The organism is Sphaerisporangium sp. NPDC088356, assembly GCF_040685555.1.
Taxonomy (GTDB): domain Bacteria; phylum Actinomycetota; class Actinomycetes; order Streptosporangiales; family Streptosporangiaceae; genus Sphaerisporangium.
The window spans coordinates 220,874-241,488 of sequence record NZ_JBFBIK010000001.1; the positions used below are offsets into that span (position 1 = coordinate 220,874).

Annotated in this window: 16 protein-coding genes, 1 tRNA gene and 2 pseudogenes; 10 read left to right on the forward strand and 9 right to left on the reverse strand. The window is 70.7% G+C overall.

Going from position 1 to position 20,615, the window contains the following annotated elements; translation table 11 throughout:
- Nucleotides 1-13: 13 nt before the first annotated feature.
- From AB0O34_RS01000 to AB0O34_RS01030, 7 genes and pseudogenes are all read left to right on the forward strand, one after another.
- Nucleotides 14-2,014 carry a serine/threonine-protein kinase gene (locus tag AB0O34_RS01000; RefSeq protein WP_363911194.1) on the forward strand — a complete coding sequence of 667 codons (2,001 nt, stop codon included), beginning with the start codon at nucleotides 14-16 and terminating at the stop codon, nucleotides 2,012-2,014.
- 113 nt (nucleotides 2,015-2,127) lie between these two features.
- Nucleotides 2,128-3,768 (forward strand): serine/threonine-protein kinase, encoded by a 1,641-nt coding sequence (locus tag AB0O34_RS01005; RefSeq protein WP_363911196.1) that lies wholly within the window; start codon nucleotides 2,128-2,130, stop codon nucleotides 3,766-3,768.
- The gene (locus AB0O34_RS01010) at nucleotides 3,769-5,262 is read left to right on the forward strand and encodes a hypothetical protein (protein ID WP_363911198.1); all 1,494 of its coding nucleotides are present in this window, start codon (nucleotides 3,769-3,771) and stop codon (nucleotides 5,260-5,262) included.
- A gap of 104 nt (nucleotides 5,263-5,366) precedes the next feature.
- Entirely contained in the window at nucleotides 5,367-6,761 is a 1,395-nt protein-coding gene (locus AB0O34_RS01015) for a DUF2510 domain-containing protein (protein WP_363911200.1), read from the forward strand.
- Between the two features lie 21 nt (nucleotides 6,762-6,782).
- A complete protein-coding gene (orn, locus tag AB0O34_RS01020; RefSeq protein WP_363911202.1) occupies nucleotides 6,783-7,379 on the forward strand; it encodes an oligoribonuclease in 597 nt (198 codons plus the stop codon).
- Nucleotides 7,380-7,452: 73 nt separating this feature from the next.
- Nucleotides 7,453-7,528: transfer RNA gene (locus tag AB0O34_RS01025), tRNA-His, on the forward strand.
- A gap of 240 nt (nucleotides 7,529-7,768) precedes the next feature.
- A pseudogene (locus AB0O34_RS01030) lies at nucleotides 7,769-7,957 on the forward strand (LuxR C-terminal-related transcriptional regulator); the annotation flags it as partial.
- Between the two features lie 21 nt (nucleotides 7,958-7,978).
- On the opposite strand, the gene lat reads toward AB0O34_RS01030, so the two are convergent.
- Together lat and AB0O34_RS01040 are read right to left on the reverse strand one after the other, a co-directional pair.
- Nucleotides 7,979-9,277, reverse strand: coding sequence for an L-lysine 6-transaminase (gene lat, locus AB0O34_RS01035; RefSeq protein ID WP_363911204.1), 1,299 nt, complete (start codon nucleotides 9,275-9,277; stop codon nucleotides 7,979-7,981).
- Between the two features lie 130 nt (nucleotides 9,278-9,407).
- On the reverse strand, nucleotides 9,408-9,989 hold the full coding sequence (locus AB0O34_RS01040) for an HdeD family acid-resistance protein (protein WP_363911206.1): 582 nt from the start codon (nucleotides 9,987-9,989) through the stop codon (nucleotides 9,408-9,410).
- A gap of 218 nt (nucleotides 9,990-10,207) precedes the next feature.
- Between AB0O34_RS01040 and AB0O34_RS01045 the strand changes: the two genes are divergently transcribed.
- Nucleotides 10,208-11,428: a M20 family metallopeptidase gene (locus AB0O34_RS01045; RefSeq protein WP_363911208.1), complete on the forward strand. Its 1,221-nt coding sequence runs from the start codon at nucleotides 10,208-10,210 to the stop codon at nucleotides 11,426-11,428.
- Between the two features lie 25 nt (nucleotides 11,429-11,453).
- On the opposite strand, the gene AB0O34_RS01050 is transcribed toward AB0O34_RS01045, so the two are convergent.
- Nucleotides 11,454-12,806, reverse strand: coding sequence for a penicillin-binding transpeptidase domain-containing protein (locus AB0O34_RS01050; RefSeq protein WP_363911210.1), 1,353 nt, complete (start codon nucleotides 12,804-12,806; stop codon nucleotides 11,454-11,456).
- Nucleotides 12,807-12,869: 63 nt separating this feature from the next.
- Here AB0O34_RS01050 and AB0O34_RS01055 point away from each other — a divergent pair, with 63 nt between their 5' ends.
- On the forward strand, nucleotides 12,870-13,721 hold the full coding sequence (locus AB0O34_RS01055) for a fused MFS/spermidine synthase (RefSeq protein ID WP_363911212.1): 852 nt from the start codon (nucleotides 12,870-12,872) through the stop codon (nucleotides 13,719-13,721).
- 17 nt (nucleotides 13,722-13,738) lie between these two features.
- Here the strand turns inward: AB0O34_RS01055 and AB0O34_RS01060 are convergent.
- From AB0O34_RS01060 to AB0O34_RS01075, 4 genes and pseudogenes are all read right to left on the reverse strand, one after another.
- Nucleotides 13,739-14,077: pseudogene (locus AB0O34_RS01060) on the reverse strand (class II aldolase/adducin family protein); the annotation flags it as partial.
- A 132-nt stretch (nucleotides 14,078-14,209) separates the two neighbouring features.
- A complete protein-coding gene (locus AB0O34_RS01065) occupies nucleotides 14,210-14,503 on the reverse strand; it encodes a 4a-hydroxytetrahydrobiopterin dehydratase (protein WP_363911214.1) in 294 nt (97 codons plus the stop codon).
- A gap of 89 nt (nucleotides 14,504-14,592) precedes the next feature.
- Nucleotides 14,593-15,144, reverse strand: coding sequence for a carboxymuconolactone decarboxylase family protein (locus tag AB0O34_RS01070; protein ID WP_363911216.1), 552 nt, complete (start codon nucleotides 15,142-15,144; stop codon nucleotides 14,593-14,595).
- A gap of 186 nt (nucleotides 15,145-15,330) precedes the next feature.
- On the reverse strand, nucleotides 15,331-17,382 hold the full coding sequence (locus tag AB0O34_RS01075; RefSeq protein WP_363911218.1) for a M6 family metalloprotease domain-containing protein: 2,052 nt from the start codon (nucleotides 17,380-17,382) through the stop codon (nucleotides 15,331-15,333).
- 197 nt (nucleotides 17,383-17,579) lie between these two features.
- Here AB0O34_RS01075 and AB0O34_RS01080 point away from each other — a divergent pair, with 197 nt between their 5' ends.
- Nucleotides 17,580-18,755, forward strand: coding sequence for a helix-turn-helix domain-containing protein (locus AB0O34_RS01080; RefSeq protein WP_363911220.1), 1,176 nt, complete (start codon nucleotides 17,580-17,582; stop codon nucleotides 18,753-18,755).
- Here the strand turns inward: AB0O34_RS01080 and AB0O34_RS01085 are convergent.
- Together AB0O34_RS01085 and AB0O34_RS01090 are read right to left on the reverse strand one after the other, a co-directional pair.
- Nucleotides 18,748-19,656 carry a carbohydrate ABC transporter permease gene (locus AB0O34_RS01085; protein ID WP_363911222.1) on the reverse strand — a complete coding sequence of 303 codons (909 nt, stop codon included), beginning with the start codon at nucleotides 19,654-19,656 and terminating at the stop codon, nucleotides 18,748-18,750. The genes AB0O34_RS01080 and AB0O34_RS01085 overlap by 8 nt on opposite strands.
- Complete coding sequence (locus tag AB0O34_RS01090; RefSeq protein ID WP_363911224.1) at nucleotides 19,656-20,609, reverse strand: sugar ABC transporter permease; 954 nt, start codon at nucleotides 20,607-20,609, stop codon at nucleotides 19,656-19,658. Before AB0O34_RS01090 ends, AB0O34_RS01085 begins: the two co-directional genes overlap by 1 nt.
- Nucleotides 20,610-20,615: the final 6 nt, after the last annotated feature.

A 20,615-nucleotide genomic window follows, 5' to 3' on the forward strand; every position in this document is an offset into this window, starting at 1 on the left:
GCGTCGCATATGTATGGGTGGTACACCACATGACTGGACCGTCCCCGGTTACACCGAGGTGCGGCAACTCGGCGCCGGCGCCGGGGGACGGGTGGTGCTCGCGACCCACGGGGAGTCCGGCACCCATGTGGCCATCAAGTACCTGTCGGCGGACTTGCGTGGGCAGCCGGGCTTCCTCGCCCGCTTCCGCGAGGAGGCACAGCTCCTGGTCGAGCTGGAAGACCCGCACGTCGTGCAGCTCTACGAGTACGTCCAGTCGGAGCGGGGCGACGCCGCGATCGTCATGGAGCTGGTCGAGGGCGTCTCCCTGCGCGCGCTGCTCGGCGAGCACGGCGCGACCGGCCCGGAAGCGGCCCTCACCGTGCTCAAGGGATCGCTGCTCGGCCTCTCCGCCGCCCACGCGGCCGGGGTGGTGCACCGCGACTACAAGCCGGAGAACGTGCTGGTCGACGCCGGCGGGACCAGCAAGATAGCCGACTTCGGCATCGCCCTGCGTGCCGGAGACACCGGCTCGACAGCGGGCACCCCTCCTTACATGGCGCCCGAGCAGTGGGCCGGGTATCCCGCGTCGCCCCAGAGCGACGTCTACGCCGCGACCGTCGTGTTCTTCGAGTGCCTGACCGGCCACCGCCCGTACCGCGCCACCGAGCAGGCCCTGCTGATGCACCAGCACCAGACCGCGCCGCCGCCCGTGGAGGAGGTGCCCGAGCCGCTGCGCGACCTGCTCGCCCGCGGCCTGGCCAAGGACCCCATGGACCGCCCGGAGGCGGCCGAGCCCTTCGTGGCCGAGCTGGAGGAGGCGGCGGTCGCGGCGTACGGCCCCGACTGGGAGGAGCGGGGGCGGCGGCGCCTCGCCGCGCTGGCGGCCCTGCTGGCCACGCTGTTCCCGCTCAGGCAGTCCCCCTCGCAGGCCTCGGCGAGCGTGGCCAGGACCATGCTGCGGCCGCTGCGGCGCAACGTGCGGATCGTCGCGGGCGCCGGCCTGGTCGCGCTGGCCGGCGGACTCGTGGTGTTCGGGCTCGCGTCCTACGACCGCATCGCGGCGGGGAGCCCCCCGGCCGCCGTCGCCACGCTGCCGGGCGGCACGGTCCCCGGCTCGGACGGGCCGTCCCCGTCCGCCCAGATCTCCCCGATCGTGTCCCCCAGCGCCTCGCCCGAACCAGGACCGTCGCAGGCGTCCCCGATCGGGTTCCATCCCACGCCGTCCGCGGCGACGTCGCCGCTCTCCACCTCGCCCTCCGCGTCCTCGTCGCCGTCCGCCTCCCCGTCCGGCTCCGCCTCGCCGTCCGCCTCCGCGTCGAAGAAGCCCTCACCCCTGCCGTCGCGCACGCCGTCCCCCAGCCCCTCGGCGCCGACCAAGGTCACCGCCGTGAACCTGAGCGGGTTCGCCCTGCCCCCCGGCGACGTGCCGGTGGCCAGGGGCACGGCGCGGGTCACCACGAGCGGAACCGGCGCGGTGCGGCTGACCGTGCGGTTCACGGTGAACGGCTCGGTGGTCGCCACCCGTACGGCCACGCTGAAAGGTGCCCGGCGCTACGACCGGGAGTTCAGCGCGGAACTCGGCACCCGTCCCTGCGACGGCACGGTGGGCATGACCGCCTCCACCAGCCCGGCCTCGGGCAACGGGGTTCAGTCGGCGAGTACCAAGGTGCGGCCGTGCCCGCCGAAGGTCACGGGCCTGCGGGTCGAGGCGCTGACCATGACCGAGCGCACGCGCACGGGCGCCGCGGTCCTGGTCGTCACCACGGCGAACGCCCAGGCGGTGGAGCTCAAGGTCTCGTTCCAGCTGGCGGGCAAGAGCCTGCACGTCGCGTCGGTGAGGCTCTCGGGCAAGACCGGCTACACGACGACCGTGTCCTTCCGCTTCCCGAGGCCGCTGTGCGGGCTCGGATGGGGAGTCACCGCCACCACCGTCCCCGAAGGCCCACCGGCCTCCGCCGCGAGGGAACTCTCCCCGTGCGCCGCGTCCCTGCCCTTGCCCGGAGCCGGAAATAGGGCGGCCGGTAAATACTGACAATGGTGTCGACAATATGCGGAATATCCATTTAAACATCACGGGTCGGCCACGCCATCTATAGGCTTCGTTCTCGCGTCATGGGTGGGGGCCCGGCCACAAAAGGAGACCGCATGGACGGCCACACGGGGGCATGGCGAGTCCCCGGATACACCGAGATCCGAGATCTCGGCAGCGGGGGCTCGGGGCGTGTCGTCATGGCGCGCCACGAAGCGGACCAGTCATACGTCGCGATCAAGTACCTGTCGGACGAGCTCTGCGCCGACCCGGGATTCATCATCCGCTTCAGGCACGAAGCGCGCCTGCTGGAGCTGATGGACAGCGCGCACGCGGCGCGTTTCTACGAGTACATCGAGAACAACGGCGCCGCCGCCATCGTCATGGAGCTCGTCGACGGGGTCTCGCTCCGCTCGATGCTGCGCTCGGAGGGGCCGACCGGCGCCGAGGCGGCGCTCGTGCTGCTCAAGGGCGCTCTGCTGGGGCTGGCCGCCGCGCACGTGAGCGGGGTCGTCCACCGCGACTTCAAGCCCGAGAACGTCGTCATCGAGGGCACCGGCCACAGCAAGCTCATCGACTTCGGCATCGCCGTGCGCTCGGGCGACGGCGTGAGCGGCGCGGGCACGCCACCGTACATGGCGCCCGAGCAGTGGTCGGGCGCGCCCGCCGGTCCGAGCACCGACGTCTACGCCGCGACCATCGTCTTCTTCGAGTGCCTCACCGGCACCCGCCCCTTCCAGTCGCAGAACATCGCGGTGCTGGCCCGCCAGCACCAGTCGATGCCCCCCCCGGTCGACCAGGTCCCCGCGCCGCTGCGTGGCCTCGTCGAGCGCGGGCTGGCCAAGCATCCCGCCGACCGGCCGGCTACCGCCGACGCGTTCCTCGCGGAGCTGGAGACGGTCGCCGCCGGCGCGTACGGGCCCGACTGGGAGGACCGGGGGCGCCGCAGGCTGGCGGCCCTCGCGGGGCTCCTCGCGCTGCTGTTCCCGCTCGCGGGCGAGACGCCCGCGGCCGGCACCTCCCTCGCCGACACCGAGCTGGGCGGCCACGGGCGGGGGGTGAAGAGGCTCAGCGTCAAGATCGCGATCGGCGCGGTAGGACTGGCGGTCGTCTCCGCGATAACCGCCGTCCTGGTCGGATCGATGGGCGACAGCAAACTGCAGGCCCAGACCACGGTCGTGACGCCGACCGTGAGCCCGCTCGACGCGGGCGGGGAGTCCGGCTCCCCCGAGCCCGCCATCGCGGAGACCCCTGTGGAGACTCCCTCGGAACACCCGGCGCAGACCCCCACCGCGGACCCGACCGCCGCCGAGCCCACCAGCACCGCCGCGGCCGCACCGACGAACGCGCCGCCCACCAGGAAGGCGGCCTCCCCGAAGCCCTCCCCGAGCAAGAAGCCCTCCAAGCCCACAAAGCCCCCCAAGGTCACGCCGACCGGCTCGCCCAGTCCCTCGCCTTCGGGGTCGGACCAGTCCGACCCGAAGGTGGACGACACGCTGCCCTCAGGCAAGCCGAAGCCGACCCCGACCCCGAGGCCCACGCCGTCGGCCGAGCCTCCGAGCAAGTCCCCCGACCCCGAACCCGACCCCACGCCGACCACCCCGCCAAGGGGGCAGGGCGACACTCCCTCGCCCGAGTCGACGCCGAAGGGGGGCACCGATGGGGCCCTCGCCGCCGGGCTGATGACGGCCGCCGCCGTACCCGCCACACTGGCCTTGAGACAGCGCATGGCGGGACGGCACCGGAGGCGGCAGTAGATGCCTGATGGCGACAGCATCGCGGGACACCGGCTCACGGGCCGGTCCCGGATGGGCGAGGTGGGCACGTGGGTCGACGCGGTAGGCCCTGACGGCACCCGGCGCGGGGCTCTCATGCTCGACCCCCGATCCCTGTCCGCACCCGGCGCCAGGGAGCGGGTCGTGGCCGCGGTCACCGCGGACCGGCGCCTGGCGCAGAGCGGCCTCACGGGGCTGATGCCCATCGTCGATCTCGTGGCCGCGCGCGGGGAGGTCTGGCTGCTCGCCGGCCGCCCCGCCACGCCGTCTCTGGCCGAGCTGATGACCGGACGGCCCGGCGTGCCGCCTCCGGACGCGGGAAGCGCCGCCACCGTCCTGGTGGAGACCGCCCAGACCCTGCTGGCCGTCCACGCGGCGGGCCTCGCCCACGGGGCCCTGCACGCGGGGACGGTCGTGATCGGCGACGACGGCACCGCGGTTCTGGCCGAGCGCGGGCTGGCCCTGGCACTGCGGGGCGAGCAGCCCTCGCCCGATCGCGACCTCGCGGCGTGGGCGTCGCTGGCCCGGGGGCTCGCCGCCGGGTGGGCGGCGGGCGATCCGCGCGCGGCGCAGTTGTTCGACCGGGCGGCGGCGACCGCCACCACCCACGGCCTGAGCGCCGCCCGCGACGCCCTGCTCAGCGGGCGCGATCTGCTGCCCACGGGGTTCACCACCCGCGAGCGGCTCGTACGGACCATCCAGTGGTGGTCCGCGAGCGACGTCCCGACCCAGGAGCCTCCTCGCGCGTCCGGCGCCTTCGGCACGGCGGGCGAGGAGAGCGGCGAGGTCGTCACCCTTCTCTACACGCCGGGCATGGGCGAGTCGCCGTACGCGGGAGCCCCCGGCGCGAGCGGTGCCGCGGTCATGGGAGCGGCCGGCCACGACGCGACGCCCGCCGGCACGGCCGGTACGGCCGCGTCCGCGGGCGCGACCGGCCCCACGGAGGCGGGGCGTAGCGGTGAGATGCGGTTCGGCCCTGGGGTGCCCGCCGACACGACGGCAGCCCAGATCTGGCGTTCCGGACGGGAGCAGGTCACCGTGCCCGCCAAGGAGCGGCTGAGGCGGGCACCCGCGAGGCGCCGCCGGGGCGGCGTGCTCTGGTCCGGCGTGCTGTTCGCGCTGATCATCGCGGCCGCGCTCTTCCTGTGGTTCCAGCGCGGCGAGCCGCTCTCTGTCACGGCGGTCGACGTGAAGACGCCGAAGGCGAAGGGCTGCGACATCACGGTCGACGTCATCGGCGTGATCACCACCAATGGCGGGGCCGGGCAGGTGTCCTACGAGTGGCTGCCGAGCGGCGAGCAACCGGTCAAGCACACCGACCCCGTGCCGTCGGGGCAGACCACCCACCAGGTGAGCCTCAAGTGGGATGTGGGCGGTCGCGGCACCAAGAAGCTGACGGCCCGGCTCCGCGTCCTGTCGCCGATCGCCTCGGGCACCCGGCTGGAGGACAAGGCGTCGTTCACCTACAAGTGCTGACCCGTTCACTGTCCGGGCCGGAAATTCATGACGCGACCGGGCGATGACGATCAGCCTTGCGCGCCAAATGCGCAATAAGCGGCAATGTCACTATTCTGACGGACATGACGCAGACCCCCGCCGGCTGGTACCCCGACCCATACGGAAGCCCCCAACTGCGTTGGTGGGATGGCACGCAGTGGACGGACGCCACCCACCCGCTGGAGAGTCCGGCGGGGCAGGGCGGGCCCGTGACCACCGGCCAGTGGGCACAGCCCGGGGTCGGGACGCAGCCTGGCACGGGCGCCCACCCGCAGCCCGGCACGGGACCGAACCCCCAGCCCGGCACGGGACCCCAGCCGCAGCCCGGCACGGGACCGCAGTTCCAGCCCGGCACGGGACCGCAGTTCCAGCCCGGCACGGGACCGCAGTTCCAGCCGGGCACGGGGGCCTACCCGCAGCCCGGCACGGGACAGGGCCCCCAGCCGGGCACGGGCTCGCACCCGCAGCCCGGTACGGGGCCGTACGCCCAGCCCGCCCCGCCACAGGGTCAGGGGCCCTACCCGCAGCAGGGACCGGCCCAGTTCGCGCCGCCGGCGCAGCAGGGAACGGCACCGCTCGGCGCGCCCGGGAGCCCGTACGGCGGCCCCGCGGGACCGCGGCAGTGGGGCAACCAGGGCGGCACGGCCCAGTTCCCGGTGCCGGAGTTCGGCCCTCAGGGACCCCCGCCGCCGAAGAAGAGCATGATCCCCTGGGTCATCGGCGGTGGCGCCGTGGTGATCCTCCTGGTCGTGGCCCTGGTGATCGGTATCAGCGTCGTCAACCGCGACAGCGACCCGATCGCCGCCGGGACCCCGGCTCCGACCAACACCGTGGAGCCCTCGGACCCGCAGGTCACCCCGCCGCTGGAGACCACCCCCACCCCGGACCCGAGCTCCACGGACCTCCCGGCTGAGCTGCCGCAGCCCAAGGGCAACGTCATCAGCGACCCGCGCACGGGCCTTTCGTACGTGTTCCCCGGCTCCAAGTGGACGGTGCCGACGTGGGCGGAACTGAACGGCACCGGTCCCGAGGACCCGAACTTCCCGCAGTGGAGCAGCGGCTTCGAGGCCGTCTCCCAGGAGAACTTCGACGGCCAGGACCACAACTGGGTCGGCCAGGTCCTGACCTGCCGGCTGCCGGAGGCCTTCTCCTACTCCGGGCCCCAGGATCTTCGCAACGTGGCCGGCACCGTGCTGGTCAACTACGAGAAGCTCTTCTACAGCCCCCCGCACAAGCGGAAGATCGTCAAGGACGCCGCGCTCGACGTCAGCGGCAAGAAGGCGTGGATCCTGCGGTTCGAGATGGACTTCACCGGCCAGGCCAAGAAGTCGGGCTGGAAGTTCAAGAAGGAACAGGGCGTGATTCTCGTGGTGGATCAGGGTTCCGGACAGCGACCTTCCATGCTTTACGCCTCCGTACCGGACAATTTGGACACCTCGGTCATCGATCGCGTACTGGACTCTCTCAAGGCCTCATGACCGGGCACTACGCTGGGCATTATGAGTGACCTGTTGGTCTGGATCGACTGTGAGATGACCGGGCTCGATCTCGGCCGTGACGCGCTGGTGGAGGTCGCGTGCGTCGTGACCGACGGCGAGCTGAACCAGCTGGACGCGGGCGTGGACGTCGTCATCAAGCCGCCGCAGGAGGCGCTGGAGCAGATGTCGGAGGTCGTGCGGCAGATGCACACCTCCTCCGGGCTGCTCACCGCGCTCGGCGACGGTGTGACGCTCGCCGAGGCCGAGTCCATGGTTCTGGAGTACATCCGTAGGCATGTTCCCGAGCCGAAGAGGGCGCCGCTGTGCGGCAACTCCATCTCCACGGACCGCTCCTTCATCGCCCGTGACATGCCCGCCGTGGACGGCTACCTGCACTACCGCATGGTGGACGTCTCCTCGGTGAAGGAGCTGGTCCGCCGCTGGTATCCCCGCGTCTACTTCGCCTCACCGGCCAAGCAGGGCGGCCACCGCGCGCTGGCCGACATCACCGAGAGCGTCCAGGAGATGCGGTACTACCGCGCCGCCGTTTTCGTGCCCCAGCCGGGCCCCGACTCGGCCACCGCACGCGAGGTCGCCGAAGCCATATCCGGATCTTGACGCGCCACGGCGTCAGAACCTCCCAAAGCCCGCTACACTTTTCCCAGTGCCGCGGTGCTGACCGCGGGGCATGGTGGGTGTAGCTCAGTTGGCAGAGCGCCAGGTTGTGGTCCTGGATGTCGTGGGTTCAAGTCCCATCACTCACCCCAAGCGGGGTGATGGCCGGTCCAGACGGACCGGCCATCACGCTTTTCCGGGCATTTCCCCCCTTTTACGTGGATAGCAGCCTTTTTCGGGCAGCATGCACCCCAAAGATTCACACGGCGGGCTATGCTCGCACAGAACCGCTACGCCGCCGGCGCGGGGGGCTCGGCGATCTGACAATGATTCGTGCCACCGGAGGCCGGATGAGTGTCGATGACGCCACGTACAACGAGCACGCGCACACCGGGTTGAGCAAACGCGAGGCTGAGGTGATGGAGCTGATCGCGACGGGTCACTCGAACGGAGAGATCGCACAACGGTTGTTCCTGAGCGAGAAGACGGTGAAGAACCACGTCAACCGCATCTACTCCAAGCTGGGCGCGGATTCCCGGGGGACCGCCATCGGCCTGTGGAGGGGAAACGCGTCCCCGTGAGGGCGCGGGCCCCGGCGGCCGTCAGGCGGGCACGGTCACCGCGTCCCGCACCGCCGTGAGCGCACGGCCCAGCGCCGCGAGGCCGTGCCCGATCTCCTCAGGGGTCACCGACAGCGCGGGGCGGAGCCGTACCGACCGCTCCCCGCACGGCAGGACGAGCACTCCCTCGTCGTCCCGCAGCGAGGTGATCAGCCGGTCCCTGTCCGAGGTCACGTCGAAGGCGCACATGAGGCCTCTCCCCCTGGTGTTGAGCACCAGGCCGGGGAACGCCTCCTCCAGCCGCCGCAGGCCGTCGAGCAGGGTCTCCCCGAGCACTCCGGCACGGGCGATCAGCCCGTCCCGCTCGATGATCTCCAGCATCCTGCGGGAACGGACCATGTCGACGAGGCCGCCGCCCCACGTGGAGTTGATCCGCCCGCTCACCTGGAACACGTTGCCCTCGACCTCGTCCACCCTGCGGCCGGCCATGATCCCGCCGACCTGCACCTTCTTGGCGAAGGCCACGATGTCGGGCGCCAGGCCGAGCTGCTGGTAGGCCCAAGGCGTGCCGGTGAGGCCGGCGCCGGTCTGCACCTCGTCGAGGACGAACAGCGCGTCCCGCTCGTGGCACAGGTCCTGGACGGCCCGCAGGAACTCGGGGCGCATGTGGTTGTCCCCGCCCTCGCCCTGGATGGGCTCGGCGATGAAGCACGCGATGTCGTGGGGGTGGCGGTCGAAGGCCTCCCGGGCCTGGGCCAGCGACCGCTCCTCGGCCGCCTCCACGTCCCCGAAGTGGATCGCAGGCACCTCGATCCTCGGCCAGTCGAAGGCGGGGAAGCGGTCGGTCTTGGCCGGCTCGGTGTTGGTCAGCGACAAGGTGTACCCGCTGCGGCCGTGGAAGGCGCGTGTGAGGTGCAGCACCTTGGTCCCGAGCTCGCGGGGGCGGCCGGCGGCCTCGTTGAGGCGGCTCTTCCAGTCGAAGGCGCACTTGAGGGCGTTCTCCACGGCCAGCGCGCCGCCCTCGACGAAGAACAGGTGGGGCAGTTCCGGATCGCCGAGCACCCGGGCGAAGGTGTCGGCGAAGTCGGCGAGGTGGGACGTGTAGAGGTCGGAGTTCGCCGGCTTGTTGGCGGCGACCCTGCCGAGCAGCGACAGGAACTCCGGATCGTCGTCGAACGGGTTCACCCCGAGCGGGGCCGAGGCGAAGAAGGTGTAGAAGTCGAGGTAGCGGCGGCCGGTGCCGGCGTCCACGATCCAGGATCCGCCGCTACGTTCGAGGTCGAGCTCCAGCCGGTAGCCGTCGACGAGGAGGTGGCGGGCCAGACGGCCGAGGACGCTCATGTGCCCTCCCATGCGGAGCTGGACACTTACGCCAGATTATTCCCCGTCACCCGGGCACATATGTTCATACTTTCCGGCACATCTGCCCTGCCACACTAATTCTTTTGCCGAAAGGCTTCCCGGCGGCGTTCTAGTGGGCGTGCGCGGCCGATCCCGCGGTCCCCCTGTGACCGACGCCCCGGTCCCGGACGGCCAGGTACACCAGCGAGGCGCCGTACACGATCGCGAAGATGCCGATCAGCCAGGTCAGGGCGAGCGCGCCGGACGCGGGCCAGACGAACAGCAGGATTCCGAAGATCACCGCGAGGACCCCGCTGAGCGCGTACATCCAGTCGGTCTCGCCGGTGGCCTTCCTGCGCCTGAACGCCGCGACGATCTCGACCACGCCGATGACGACCGCGTAGGCGGCGATCAGCAGGAGCAGTGCGAGCGCCGTGATCCCCGGCCAGACCCAGGCGACGATACCGGCCAGGACGCCGACGACGCCGGAGACGATCATCCAGATCTTGGAGTCACCGGGATGGTCCCCCCGGAAAGCCCCGATGAGCGTGAAGACCCCGCTGACGATCGCGAAGGCTCCGAAGAGGATCACCAGCGTGAGGAGCGTGATCAGGGGCCACACGATGGCCAGGATGCCGAACAGGATCGCGCAGGCGCCCCGTACCGCGAGCACCCACCAGTGACGGCCTACCTCGGCCCGCACATCTTGCATATCGTCCTCCCAGGTCGGCCGAGGATTCCATGATCGGCGATCCGCTCATGGCATGAAGGCCACCTCCAGCCCCACGTTTCCGTTCATATCCGGAAAGGACCGGTTACCAGACCAAATCAACGTCAAATGCTGTCCAGTACTTAAAAAGCCCGGCAATATCGTGGGAAGTGCGCTGACATGCAGGACATGTCGGCGACGAAACTCTTGGAGGGACGCCGGTGTCACTTCGCGAAGCCGCCGAAGACATCAGCAGTGAGCTCGTACGGCTGCGCCACGCGCTGCACCGTGAGCCCGAGCTCGGCCTGGACCTGCCGAGGACCCAGGAGAAGGTGCTCGGCGCACTGGCGGGCCTGCCCCTGGAGGTGTCGACCGGCGCGCGGCTGAGCTCGGTCACCGCCGTCCTGCGCGGCGCGCGGCCCGGCCCGACCGTACTGCTCCGCGGCGACATGGACGCGCTCCCCGTGACGGAACGGAGCGGCGCCCCGGTGGTCTCGGAGCTCGCCGGGCGCATGCACGCCTGCGGGCACGACCTGCACACCGCCATGCTGGCCGGCGCCGCGCACCTGCTCGCCGCCCGGCGCGACCGGCTGGCCGGCGACATCGTCTTCATGTTCCAGCCCGGCGAGGAGGGCGCGGGCGGCGCGAAGATCATGATTGAGGAGGGCGTGCTGGACGCCTCGGGCCGGCGTCCCGTCGCGGCGTACGCGCTGCACGTGATCAGCTCTCTGCTGCCGCGGGGAGTCTTCGTCACCAGGAGCGGCCCCATCATGGCGGCGGCGGACCGGCTGACCGTGACCGTGCGCGGCTCGGGCGGGCACGGGTCGACCCCGCACCTCGCGAGCGATCCGATCCCCGCCGCGTGCGAGATGGTCACCGCGCTCCAGACCATGGTCACGCGGGGCTTCGACGTGTTCGACCCGGTGGTGGTCACCGTGGGGAGCTTCCACGCCGGCACCGCCGACAACGTCATCCCCGGCGAGGCTCGCTTCGAGGCGACGGTCAGATCCTTCTCCACGGCGGCCCACGAGCGCGTCCAGGAGCGCGTTCTGAGGCTCGTGAGGGGCATCGCCGCGGCGCACGGCCTGGAGGTCGATGCCGACTATGACGTGAGCTATCCCGTCACCGTCAACAGCGCGGCGGAGGCGGAGTTCGTCGGCGCGACCGTGCGCGAGGTGTTCGACGAGCGGCGGTTCATCAGGGCGCCCCAGCCGTTCGCCGGCTCGGAGGACTTCTCGTTCGTCTGCGAGGAGGTGCCCTCGGCATTCGTCGCCCTCGGCGCCTGCCCGGCGGGGGCCGACCCGTCGAAGGCCGCCTACAACCACGCGCCGGAGGCTGCCTTCGACGACGCCGTGCTGGCCGACGGCGCGGCGCTCTACGCCGAGCTCGCCGCGCGCAGGCTCGCCCAGGAGGCCTCAGCCGGCGGCGTAGACCACCAGTGAGACCGCGACGTACTGGGGAACGCTCTCAGAGGGCGTCCAGGAAGCGCACGGCGATGGGGGTGGCGGCGGCGGCGCCCGTGCCACCGTGCTCGACGAGCACCGCGAAGGCGAGGTCGCCGCGGTAGCCGACGAACCAGGCGTGGTCCTCCCCCGAGGCGGCCCGCGCCGTGCCGGTCTTGCCCGCGACGCCCGCGGGAAGGCCGGACGGGGCGGCCGTTCCGTCGGTCACCACCGCCGTCATCGTCGAACGCAGCGGAGCGAGGACCTGCGGCGGCAGCTTCCTCGGCCTGGGGCGCCCGTCGGTCTCCAGCCGCCCGACGGCGTCCTCCGACATCAGCCTCGGCGGTCGCCACGTGCCGTTCTGGACGGCGGCGGCGACCAGCGCCATGCACAGCGGGGTGGCCCGCACGGAGTTCCGCCCGATGGCGTCCGCACCCGGCTGGTCGCCGTTCCCGGCGTCGCGCACGGTCCCGCAGACCCCGCCGAGGCCCGACTTCAGCTTCCCGCCGAACCCGAACTCCGCCGCCTCCCGCCGGAGACCGCCCTCCCCCAGATCCTCGACGGGGTAGGGCCTGTAGAAGGCGCCCTGGCCCGGCAGCCGGTCGGCCACGGCCAGCACCTCCCCCGTGGACGGCCTCACCGCGACGATGGCGGCCGGGTCGGATACGCCGTCGAGCGCGCGTGCCGCGGCGGCCTGCGTCCACCAGTCGAGGGTCGTGCGGAACCTCCGCTCGGCCGCCTGGCGGAACACCACGAGCCTCCTGGACTTGCCGGTGGAGGCCACCGCCTCGATCGCCCACCCGGTCGGCGGGTCCACGTACAGGTCGTCGACCCTGCCGGTGAGGTCCTTGAAGTACCTCTCGGCCCCGCTGTCGTGGGGCAGCGGCTTCCCCTGCCGGGTGAGCAGATCGGTCCCCGGCACGGGGATCTCGGTCATGCGCAGCCGCTCGTTCGCCGCCAGCCCGGGGTGGAGGGTCTCGGGCGTCCAGACGACCTTCCACCCGCCGTCCCTGACCGCGAGATGCAGCACGGAGGAGAACTTCCACTGCCCCAGCTCGCCGATCTGCCTGGCCCCCTCGAAGGGCATGTCCGCGGAGCGCTCGCCCCGCCGTACGACCGCGCCCGGCGTCAGCTTGATGGACAGGATCTGCAGATCGGTGCTGAGGCGGCGGTGCTGGTCCAGGAAGTCGGGCGGCGGGGACGCGACCAGTTCGCGCATCTCGGCGAGGTTCTCGGCCGCCCAGGCGTCGAGGTAGGCCTGGCCGGTCACCCTGGGGCTCCCGGTCACCCGGCGCGAGTCGACGACCAGGGCCACGAGCGCCGCCGCGACGATGACGAGACTCACCACAACCAGAGCGAGCAGTCCTCGGCGGCGCATACGGTTCTCCCAAGAGTGCCGGTTATGGCACATCCCGATATATCAGAAGCAATGGGAGAGCGTGTGGGCAAGCGCAAGGCTGAGGTGACTCCCCTGCCCGGCAGCTACCCGGTGGACTCCGGCGAGGTGGAGCTCCTGCGGGACCTGGACCGGCCGAACGGCTGGCTGCTGAGCATGGCCGGGGTCCCCCAGTCGTACGTGGATCTCGACGATCCCACGTATCTCGACTTCGAGTACGTCCGGCTCATGGCCGACGTGATCGACGCGATCGAGGACGGCCCGCTGGACGTCGTCCACGTGGGCGCCGGCGCCTGCACGCTCCCCCGGTACATCGCCGCGACCAGGCCCGGCTCCCGGCACATCGTGATCGAGCCCGACGCCATGCTGGTGCAGCTGGTCAGGGACCAGCTGCACCTGAAGTCCGTGCCCCGGCTGAAGGTCCGCGTGGCCGACGGCCGCTCGGCCGCCGCCGGGCTGCACGACGCCTCGGCCGACCTGTTCATCCTGGACGCGTTCAGCGGCGCGGTCATGCCGCTCGACCTCGCCACGGCCGAGTACATGGGCGACGTCGCCCGCGTGCTCAAGGAGCCGGGCACGCTGCTGGTCAACATCGCCGACGGCAAGGGGCTCGCCTTCGCGCGCCGCGTCGTCGCGACCGTGGGCGGCGCGTTCCGCCACGTGGCGCTGCTCGCCGAGCCCGGCGTCCTGCGGGGACGCCGGTTCGGGAACCTCATCGTGGTGGCCTCACCGGCGCCGCTGCCCCTCCAGGACCTGATCCGCAAGGCGGCGGGCGGCCTGACGCAGGCCCGGTGCGTGTACGAGGAGGGGCTGGTGAACTTCGTCGCCGGCGCGGCGCCGATCAGGGACGGGGACTCCGTGGTCTCACCGGTGCCCCCGGCCGCGCTGTTCGAGTGAGCCGGGCCCTTCCCCCGTCAGCCGAACAGATCGGGCTCCGAGCGGATGATCTGGTCGTAGAGCGGCTGGAAGTTGATCCAGCCCACCAGGTCGTTGCCTATCTGGCCGTGGGTCAGCTTGGCGTTCTCGTGCGAGATCGGCACGACCCGGCCGGCGGCCTTGGCGAGCAGCTGCGCCTGGCACGAGCGTTCCATGGTGATGAACCACCAGGCGGCGGCGTCCACCGAGTCGCCGACCGTCAGCAGGCCGTGGTTGCGGAGGATGACCGCCTTGTGGGAGCCGAGGGCCTGGGCGATCCTGCGGCCCTCCTCGGTTTCGACCACCACGCCGGTGTAGTCGTCGAACAGGCCGTGATCCTCGTAGAACGCGCACGCCCGAACTCATGTCGGTTACCCACGAGTATGCCCGCCGCCCGGAGCCATCGGAATCACCCGGCGTCCACACCTCTAGACAGACCGGCAAGTCTGGTCGCTGGGGTAGGCGCCCCGCTAGGCGCCGTGGTCGGTGGCGATGGCGTCGATCCTGGCGGCCAGCCTGAAGTCCATGTCGGTCAGGCCGCCGGCGTCGTGGGTCATGAGGGCGATGTGGAGCCGCCGCCACCGGATGTCGATGTCCGGGTGGTGGTTGAGGTTCTCGGCCTGCTCGGCCACGTCGTTCACGATGGCGATGGCCGTCGGGAAGTCGGGGGCCACCACCGTGCGCCGGATCTCGTCGCCCTCCCGGCGCCACTCGGGCACCTCGTCGAGCCGGGTGGAAATCGCCGCGTCGTCCAACCTGTCCATGTGAGGAGTTTTCCACGCGACCGCGGGGTTGTCGCCTGTCCGGAACGACCGGCGCGTTGGGCCCGCCCGGTCGTTCCGGCTCCTGCGGCTCAGCCCCGCGGGGCCAGGCGGGCCATGTATCCGTCGGTGACGATCTGCTCGGCCATCTGGGCGTAGGCGGCGGGGTCATCGGGGGCGTAGGTGGCGAGGCCGTCCACGTAGCGGTTGAACATGCAGAAGGCGGCGGCGATCAGCACGGTGTCGTGGATCTCCACGTCGGTCGCGCCGGCCTTGCGGGCGGCGGCGACGTGGTCGTCGGTGACCTCGGTGCCGAGTCGCTGGACCGCCCCGGCGATGTGCAGGAGCGCCTTCACCTTGTCGGAGACCGGGGCGGTGTCGACGTCCGAGCAGGCGTGGGCGACGGTCTCCGCGCCTCCGGGCAGTTGCGCCGCCGCGAAGGCCTTGTGGGAGGCCGAGCAGAATTTGCACTGGTTGAGGCTGGAGACGTAGGAGGCGATGAGCTCGCGCTCACCTCGCGACAACGTGTTGTCATCGCGCAGCAGGATCTCCGCCAGCTCGCTCAGCACCCTGCCCGTCTCGGGCCGGTACTGCATCAGGCCACGGACACCGGGAGCGTCGTTCCCCAAGTCGATATGCGGCATGTGAGCCTTTCCTGGTCAGACGGGTGGCACGCCGGTGAACACCCGGGTGCGGCCCTAGACGATCAGCTTCGCTCCATCTTTACCTCATGCCACCGGGCCGGGGAAGTGCCCGTGAGGGACGAAAAACTCGGTGGGCACGGCCTGGCGCGGGCCGTACCCACCGGGTCGCTCATGAAGGAAGATCGGTCAGATGCCGACCAGCTGGCAGGTCGCGGTGGCCTTCTTGGAGGGGTCGCTCTCGGAGGTGGCGGTGAGCTTCAGCTTCGCCAGGTGGTCGCCGCCCTTGCCGCGCTGGGCGTAGACCGGCACCAGCGCCGTCTTGCCGAACTCAAGGGTGGAGAGCTGGTTGGGCACCCAGGTGGTCCAGCCCTTGCCGCTCACCGTGGTGGCCAGGCGGTAGACGTCCGACTTGAGGTACGAGCCGACATCCTCGGGATGCTGGCCCGCGGGCGTCGCGGCCTTGCCGGTGTTCGTGATCGGGAAGCTGCAGGACGCCCACTCGGTGCCCTTGGCGATCGTGGCGCTGGGCAGCACCCTGACGCCCCGCTTCTGGGGACCGTCACCGTCCAGCGAGCGCACGGCGACGGTGTACGACAGCGTGCCCTTCTTGTCGCGCTGGAGGTCGAGTACGTAGAAGTGCAGGCGGTTGGCCTCGTCGACGTACTCGTACTCGCTGCCGGAGTCGGTACCCGCGTGGAACAGGGCGTCCGACAGCTGCCGATAGTCGCCGATCGTGATCGGAACCCGCGTGCCGTCCGGCAGGACGTAGTCGGTCATGCCGATGTCCTGCGGGTTGGCGTCGATGACCCACTCGAACGGCGCCTGGTCCTGGTTCTTGGTCTTGGCCAGCAGCACTCCGGAGTCGGGCGTGAAGGAGTCGGAGCCGACCCGGTCCACGACCTCGATCGTGTAGTTCTGGTAGCCGCGGCCGTCGCACAGCGGGTCGGTCTGGATGCTGCACGCCGGGCTGAGGTCACCGGTGCCGAGCGCGATGTTCACACCCGACAGATCCTTGGCCCCTGGCTGGACCTCCCGCGCCGTCACCCGGGCGACGACCAGGCCGGATTCGGCCAGCGCCTCCCGCGAGAGCCGCAGGACGTTCTGCTCGTCCACCATCTCCAGCTTCAGCTTGTTCCTGAGCATGTGCTGGGCGCCCATCGAGCCGCCCCCGGTCGGCGGGATCGTCCACCGGCTGTGCGGGCCGCCTGGGCCGTTGAAGCTGCCCCGGCTGAGCATCTCCCAGATGCCGGTGTACGCGCGGCGCGGCGGCACGCCGAAGGGGTTGTTGTAGTTGTCGCCGATGCCGAGAATATGGCTGAACTCGTGGGCGTACACGCCCTGTCCCGAGCTCTCGGCCTGGGTGGAGGATCCCCCGCCGGCGTTGGGCCAGATGGTGGAGGCCGAGGCCCAGGAGGACCAGTCCACGTACCGGGTCTTCGCCCAGTTGGGGAGGTTCGGGTCCGGCGGCCCGAAGTCGTCGGTCACCTCCTCCTTCGTGGGGAACTTGATCGGCCCGAACTCCTGCCAGGTCGACGACTCGTCCTGGCCCGCGCTGAGGTAGAAGACGAAGTCGAACTTGCTCAGGGCGTCCTCACCGGCGTCGGCGGCCCAGGCGGCGCGCCCGTCGGTGCGGATGTTGCGGTTGCAGGTGTCCCCCGCCGGGCAGGCGGTGCCGCCCTGGAACTCCATGGCGTACTCGTGGGACTTGCCCGGCATCTTGTACGGCCCGAAGGCGTTGAGCTCGACGCCGTACCTGCCGCCGGAGTCCTCCATCCAGTACTCGTGGATGGTGTGGCCCCGGTTGAGCTTGCCGGGGGTGTTGAGGAAGTCCTGGTAGAACTTGGCCACCTGGTCACGAGGGATGTCGTGCGCCTCGCTGCTCGGGTTGCCGAACACGGTCGACTTCGCCGGCTGGGTGACCACGAAGGGCTGGTTCGGGTAGTCGAGGAGGACCAGCGCACCCTTGAACGTGCGCTTGGACCCCTTGCCCGCGGGATCGGACCAGTTGGTGCCGGGGACGCCCTTGTAGTCGTCCTCCCAGGTCATATGGTCGGGGTTCTTCCAGTTCTGCGGGTCGATCGCGGTGGGCCCGCCGGGCTTGCCCTTGAACAGGGCCGTCGGCTCCTGTTCCTGCCAGGGCTGGCGCTGTGGCCAGTGATCGGCCTGCCACGGGTGCGCGGGCTCGGGTGGCGGCTCCGCCGAGGCGGGGACCGCCGCCAGTCCTACCGGACCGAGCACGATCGCTAACAACAATACGGACAGCCGTCTTTTCCTGCGGTGAATCGACGACTCGGTCACGGCGTCACCCCTAAGTCTGGGCCTGCACTCAGCGGGGACGCTACAGACGCTCTTGACGGAGATCATCCATCACCTGTAGGGACTCTTGCGGGGGTTTGTCCTACATGTGATGAAATCTGCCGCTCAGGAGGCTTTCGATGGCTAGCGGGCTGCAACGGGTTGTGGACGGCCTGGCCGTCCAGCTGGGCCGGGCCGTAATGCTGGAGGACCGGTTACAGCACGTGCTCGCCTACAGCCAGCAGATGGAGCCGCTGGACGACATACGGCGCGACTCGATCCTCCGCCGCGAGACCACTCCCGAGGTACGCGAATGGCTGCGCGCCGCCGGAATCTTCGAGGCCGAGGGCCCGATCCGTACCCCGGGCGCCGCCGGTCTCGGCCTGCTGCCCCGGGTGTGCGTCCCCGCCCGGCACGGCGGACGGCTGCTCGGCTTCCTGTGGTTCATCGACGCCGGCCCGCCGATGTCGGAGGAAGAGATCGGCGTCGTCGCCGAGGTGGCCTCGGCCGTCGGGGTCGCGCTCTTCCACGAGAGCCTCGCCGTCGGGCTCGCCGCGCACCGGGAACTGGACGCGGTCACCAGCGTGCTGCTCGGCACCCCCGGCGCCGCCGAGGCCGGCGCGCGGAGCCTGATCGAGGCGGGCGGCTTCCCGCAGTCCGAGCCGGTCACCGTCGCGGTCGCCCGTCCCCTGCTGGACGGCCAGGTCGACGAGCCGGTGCGAGAGGAAATGGAACGGGCACTGCTGGCCGTGCGGCACAGGCTCGGGCCCCGGCGCACGCTGCATCTCGTGCGGTACGACCACGCCGTGCTGCTCTTCTCCGGCGCCGCCCGTCCCGAGCAGATACACGCGGCGATGGAGATCCCCGTGGTGGTGGGCACGGGCGATCCCCGCTCGCGCCTCGACCAGGCCGCCGGGTCGTACCTGGAGGCCGCGCGGGCCGCCGAGGTGGCGGCGCGCATGCCCGCCCTCGGGCCCTCGGCCGAGTGGTCGGGCCTCGGCGTCTACCGGTTGCTGACCCAGCTGCCGCCCGCCACGCTCAAGCTGCATCCGGGCCTCGAACGCCTGCTCGCCGACGAGGCCCACCGCCCCCTGCTGGAGACGCTGGAGGTCTACCTCGACCTGGCCGGCAGCGCGCACGCCACCTCCCAGCGGCTGCGGCTGCACCGGACCTCGCTCTACTACCGCCTGCGGCGGGTGGAGGAGCTGGCGGGCACCGATCTCAGGGACGGCGGTGAGCGGCTCACGCTGCATCTGAGCCTGAAGCTCGCCCGCCTCCTCGGCCGCTACCCGCCGGGCCGCGGTGGGGCTACTTGACGGCCCCGGCGGTGAGGCCGGACTGGATCTGCCGCTGGAAGATGATGTACACGATCAGCATCGGAATGATCGCCATGCTCAGCGCGGCGAACAGGCCGGGCCAGTCGGCCTCGTACCCGGCAGTCGTGTTGATGTTGGCGATGCCCTGGGTGATCAGCCACTTGTCTTCGACGCTGCCCGACAGCAGCACGATCGGCAGCAGGTACTGGTTCCACTGCCCGAGGATGTTGAAGATCGTGATGCTGATCAGACCGGGCCTGGCCATCGGCACCATGATCTGGAAGAACGTGCGGGTGTGCGAGGCGCCGTCCATCATGGCCGCCTCCGCCACCGAGTTGGGGAGCGTCTTGAAGAACGCCGTCAGGAAGAACACGGTGAACGGCAGCGAGTAGGCGATGTAGACCAGGATCACGCCGAGGTGGGTGTCGATCAGGCCGAGGTTCCGCACCACGAAGAACAGCGGGACCAGCGCCAGGAACACCGGGAAGGACAGCCCCGACACGAACAGGTAGTAGATCGCCCGGTTGCCGAAGAACCTGTAGCGCGCCAGCACGTACGCGGCCATCGACCCGAACAGCATCGTGAAGAGCGTGCTCACGCCGACCACGAAGACCGTGTTCAGCATGTACCGCCCGATGTGGGCCTTCTCCCAGGCCCGGCCCCAGGAGGCCCAGCTGAAGCTCTCGGGCAGCGCGAGCGGCGCGTCGCCGACGATCTCGGGGTTGGTCTTGAAGGACGCGAGGAACGTCCACAGGATCGGGCCGACGACCAGGATCGTCCACACGATCAGCGCGACGTGGGAGAGCGCCCCGAAGACGCCCGCCGAATTCTTCTGCCGGCGCCGGGAGGCCGTGTGCGAGGCCTTGGCCACCCGGACCGCGTCGGTTTGGGTCGCCATCATCAGAGCTCGATCCTCTCGCGGCGCGTCACGCGCAGGCTGAGCGCCGCGAACGTGATGGTCAGGAAGAACAGGGCGACGCCCATCGCGGAGGCGTAGCCGAACTTGGAGAAGGTGAACGCCGTGCGCCAGATCTCCAGGGGCAGCACCGTGGTGGCGTTGTCGGGACCGCCGCGGTCGACCGAGAGCACCTGGACCAGGGCGAAGCAGTCGAAGGCCGCGATGCCGAGGTAGACCCAGCCGACCTGGATGGTGTCCCAGATCAGCGGGAGCGTGATGCTGAAGAAGAGCCTGAACCGGCCCGCCCCGTCGAGCGCCGCCGCCTCGAAGACGTCGCTCGGGATGGCCGACATGCCCGCCGAGAACAGCACGACGTAGAAGCCGACGGACTGCCAGACCACCACGCCCATGATCGACCAGAGGGCGAGGTCGGTGTTGATCAGCCAGCCGACCTGGTGGACGCCCACCCACTTCAGGATGCCGTTCAGCACGCCGGTCTGGTCGGGGCGGTAGATCGCCTGGAACAGGACGCCCACGACCGCCACGGCCAGAACCTGGGGGAAGAAGTAGACCACCCGGTAGAACTTCGACCCCCAGACCCCGGTCATCTTCCCGCCCCTGCTGCCCCCTCCGAGGTTCAGCAGGAACGAGAAGAACAGCGCGATCGCGATGGTGATCAGCGGCATGGCGAGCAGCAGGAGCCCGTGGTGGCGCACGGCCGCCCAGAAGACGTCGTCATCCAACAGCCGGGTGAAGTTCTCGAACCCGATGAACTGCGGATTCGCGGAGATCCCCCGCCAGTTGGTCAGCGAGATGTAGAACGCCTGCGCGTAGGGACTGATCACGAAGACCACATAGAGGATCAACGGGATCACCAGGAAGGAGAAGATGAACCCGTACTTCCTGGCCTTCGCGTTGAGCAGCCTCGCGGCGAGCCCGCCGTCGCCTTGCCGCATGATCTA

Coding starts and splice junctions, on each gene's coding strand:
- orn (WP_363911202.1), top strand. CDS start 6,783: ATGAGTGACCTGTTGGTCTGGATCGACTGTGAGATGACCGGGCTCGAT.
- AB0O34_RS01080 (WP_363911220.1), top strand. CDS start 17,580: ATGGCTAGCGGGCTGCAACGGGTTGTGGACGGCCTGGCCGTCCAGCTG.
- AB0O34_RS01085 (WP_363911222.1), bottom strand. CDS start 19,656: ATGATGGCGACCCAAACCGACGCGGTCCGGGTGGCCAAGGCCTCGCAC.
- lat (WP_363911204.1), bottom strand. CDS start 9,277: ATGAGCGTCCTCGGCCGTCTGGCCCGCCACCTCCTCGTCGACGGCTAC.
- AB0O34_RS01040 (WP_363911206.1), bottom strand. CDS start 9,989: ATGCAAGATGTGCGGGCCGAGGTAGGCCGTCACTGGTGGGTGCTCGCG.
- AB0O34_RS01090 (WP_363911224.1), bottom strand. CDS start 20,609: ATGCGGCAAGGCGACGGCGGGCTCGCCGCGAGGCTGCTCAACGCGAAG.
- AB0O34_RS01070 (WP_363911216.1), bottom strand. CDS start 15,144: ATGCCGCATATCGACTTGGGGAACGACGCTCCCGGTGTCCGTGGCCTG.
- AB0O34_RS01065 (WP_363911214.1), bottom strand. CDS start 14,503: ATGGACAGGTTGGACGACGCGGCGATTTCCACCCGGCTCGACGAGGTG.
- AB0O34_RS01015 (WP_363911200.1), top strand. CDS start 5,367: ATGACGCAGACCCCCGCCGGCTGGTACCCCGACCCATACGGAAGCCCC.
- AB0O34_RS01010 (WP_363911198.1), top strand. CDS start 3,769: ATGCCTGATGGCGACAGCATCGCGGGACACCGGCTCACGGGCCGGTCC.
- AB0O34_RS01000 (WP_363911194.1), top strand. CDS start 14: ATGGGTGGTACACCACATGACTGGACCGTCCCCGGTTACACCGAGGTG.
- AB0O34_RS01050 (WP_363911210.1), bottom strand. CDS start 12,806: ATGCGCCGCCGAGGACTGCTCGCTCTGGTTGTGGTGAGTCTCGTCATC.
- AB0O34_RS01005 (WP_363911196.1), top strand. CDS start 2,128: ATGGACGGCCACACGGGGGCATGGCGAGTCCCCGGATACACCGAGATC.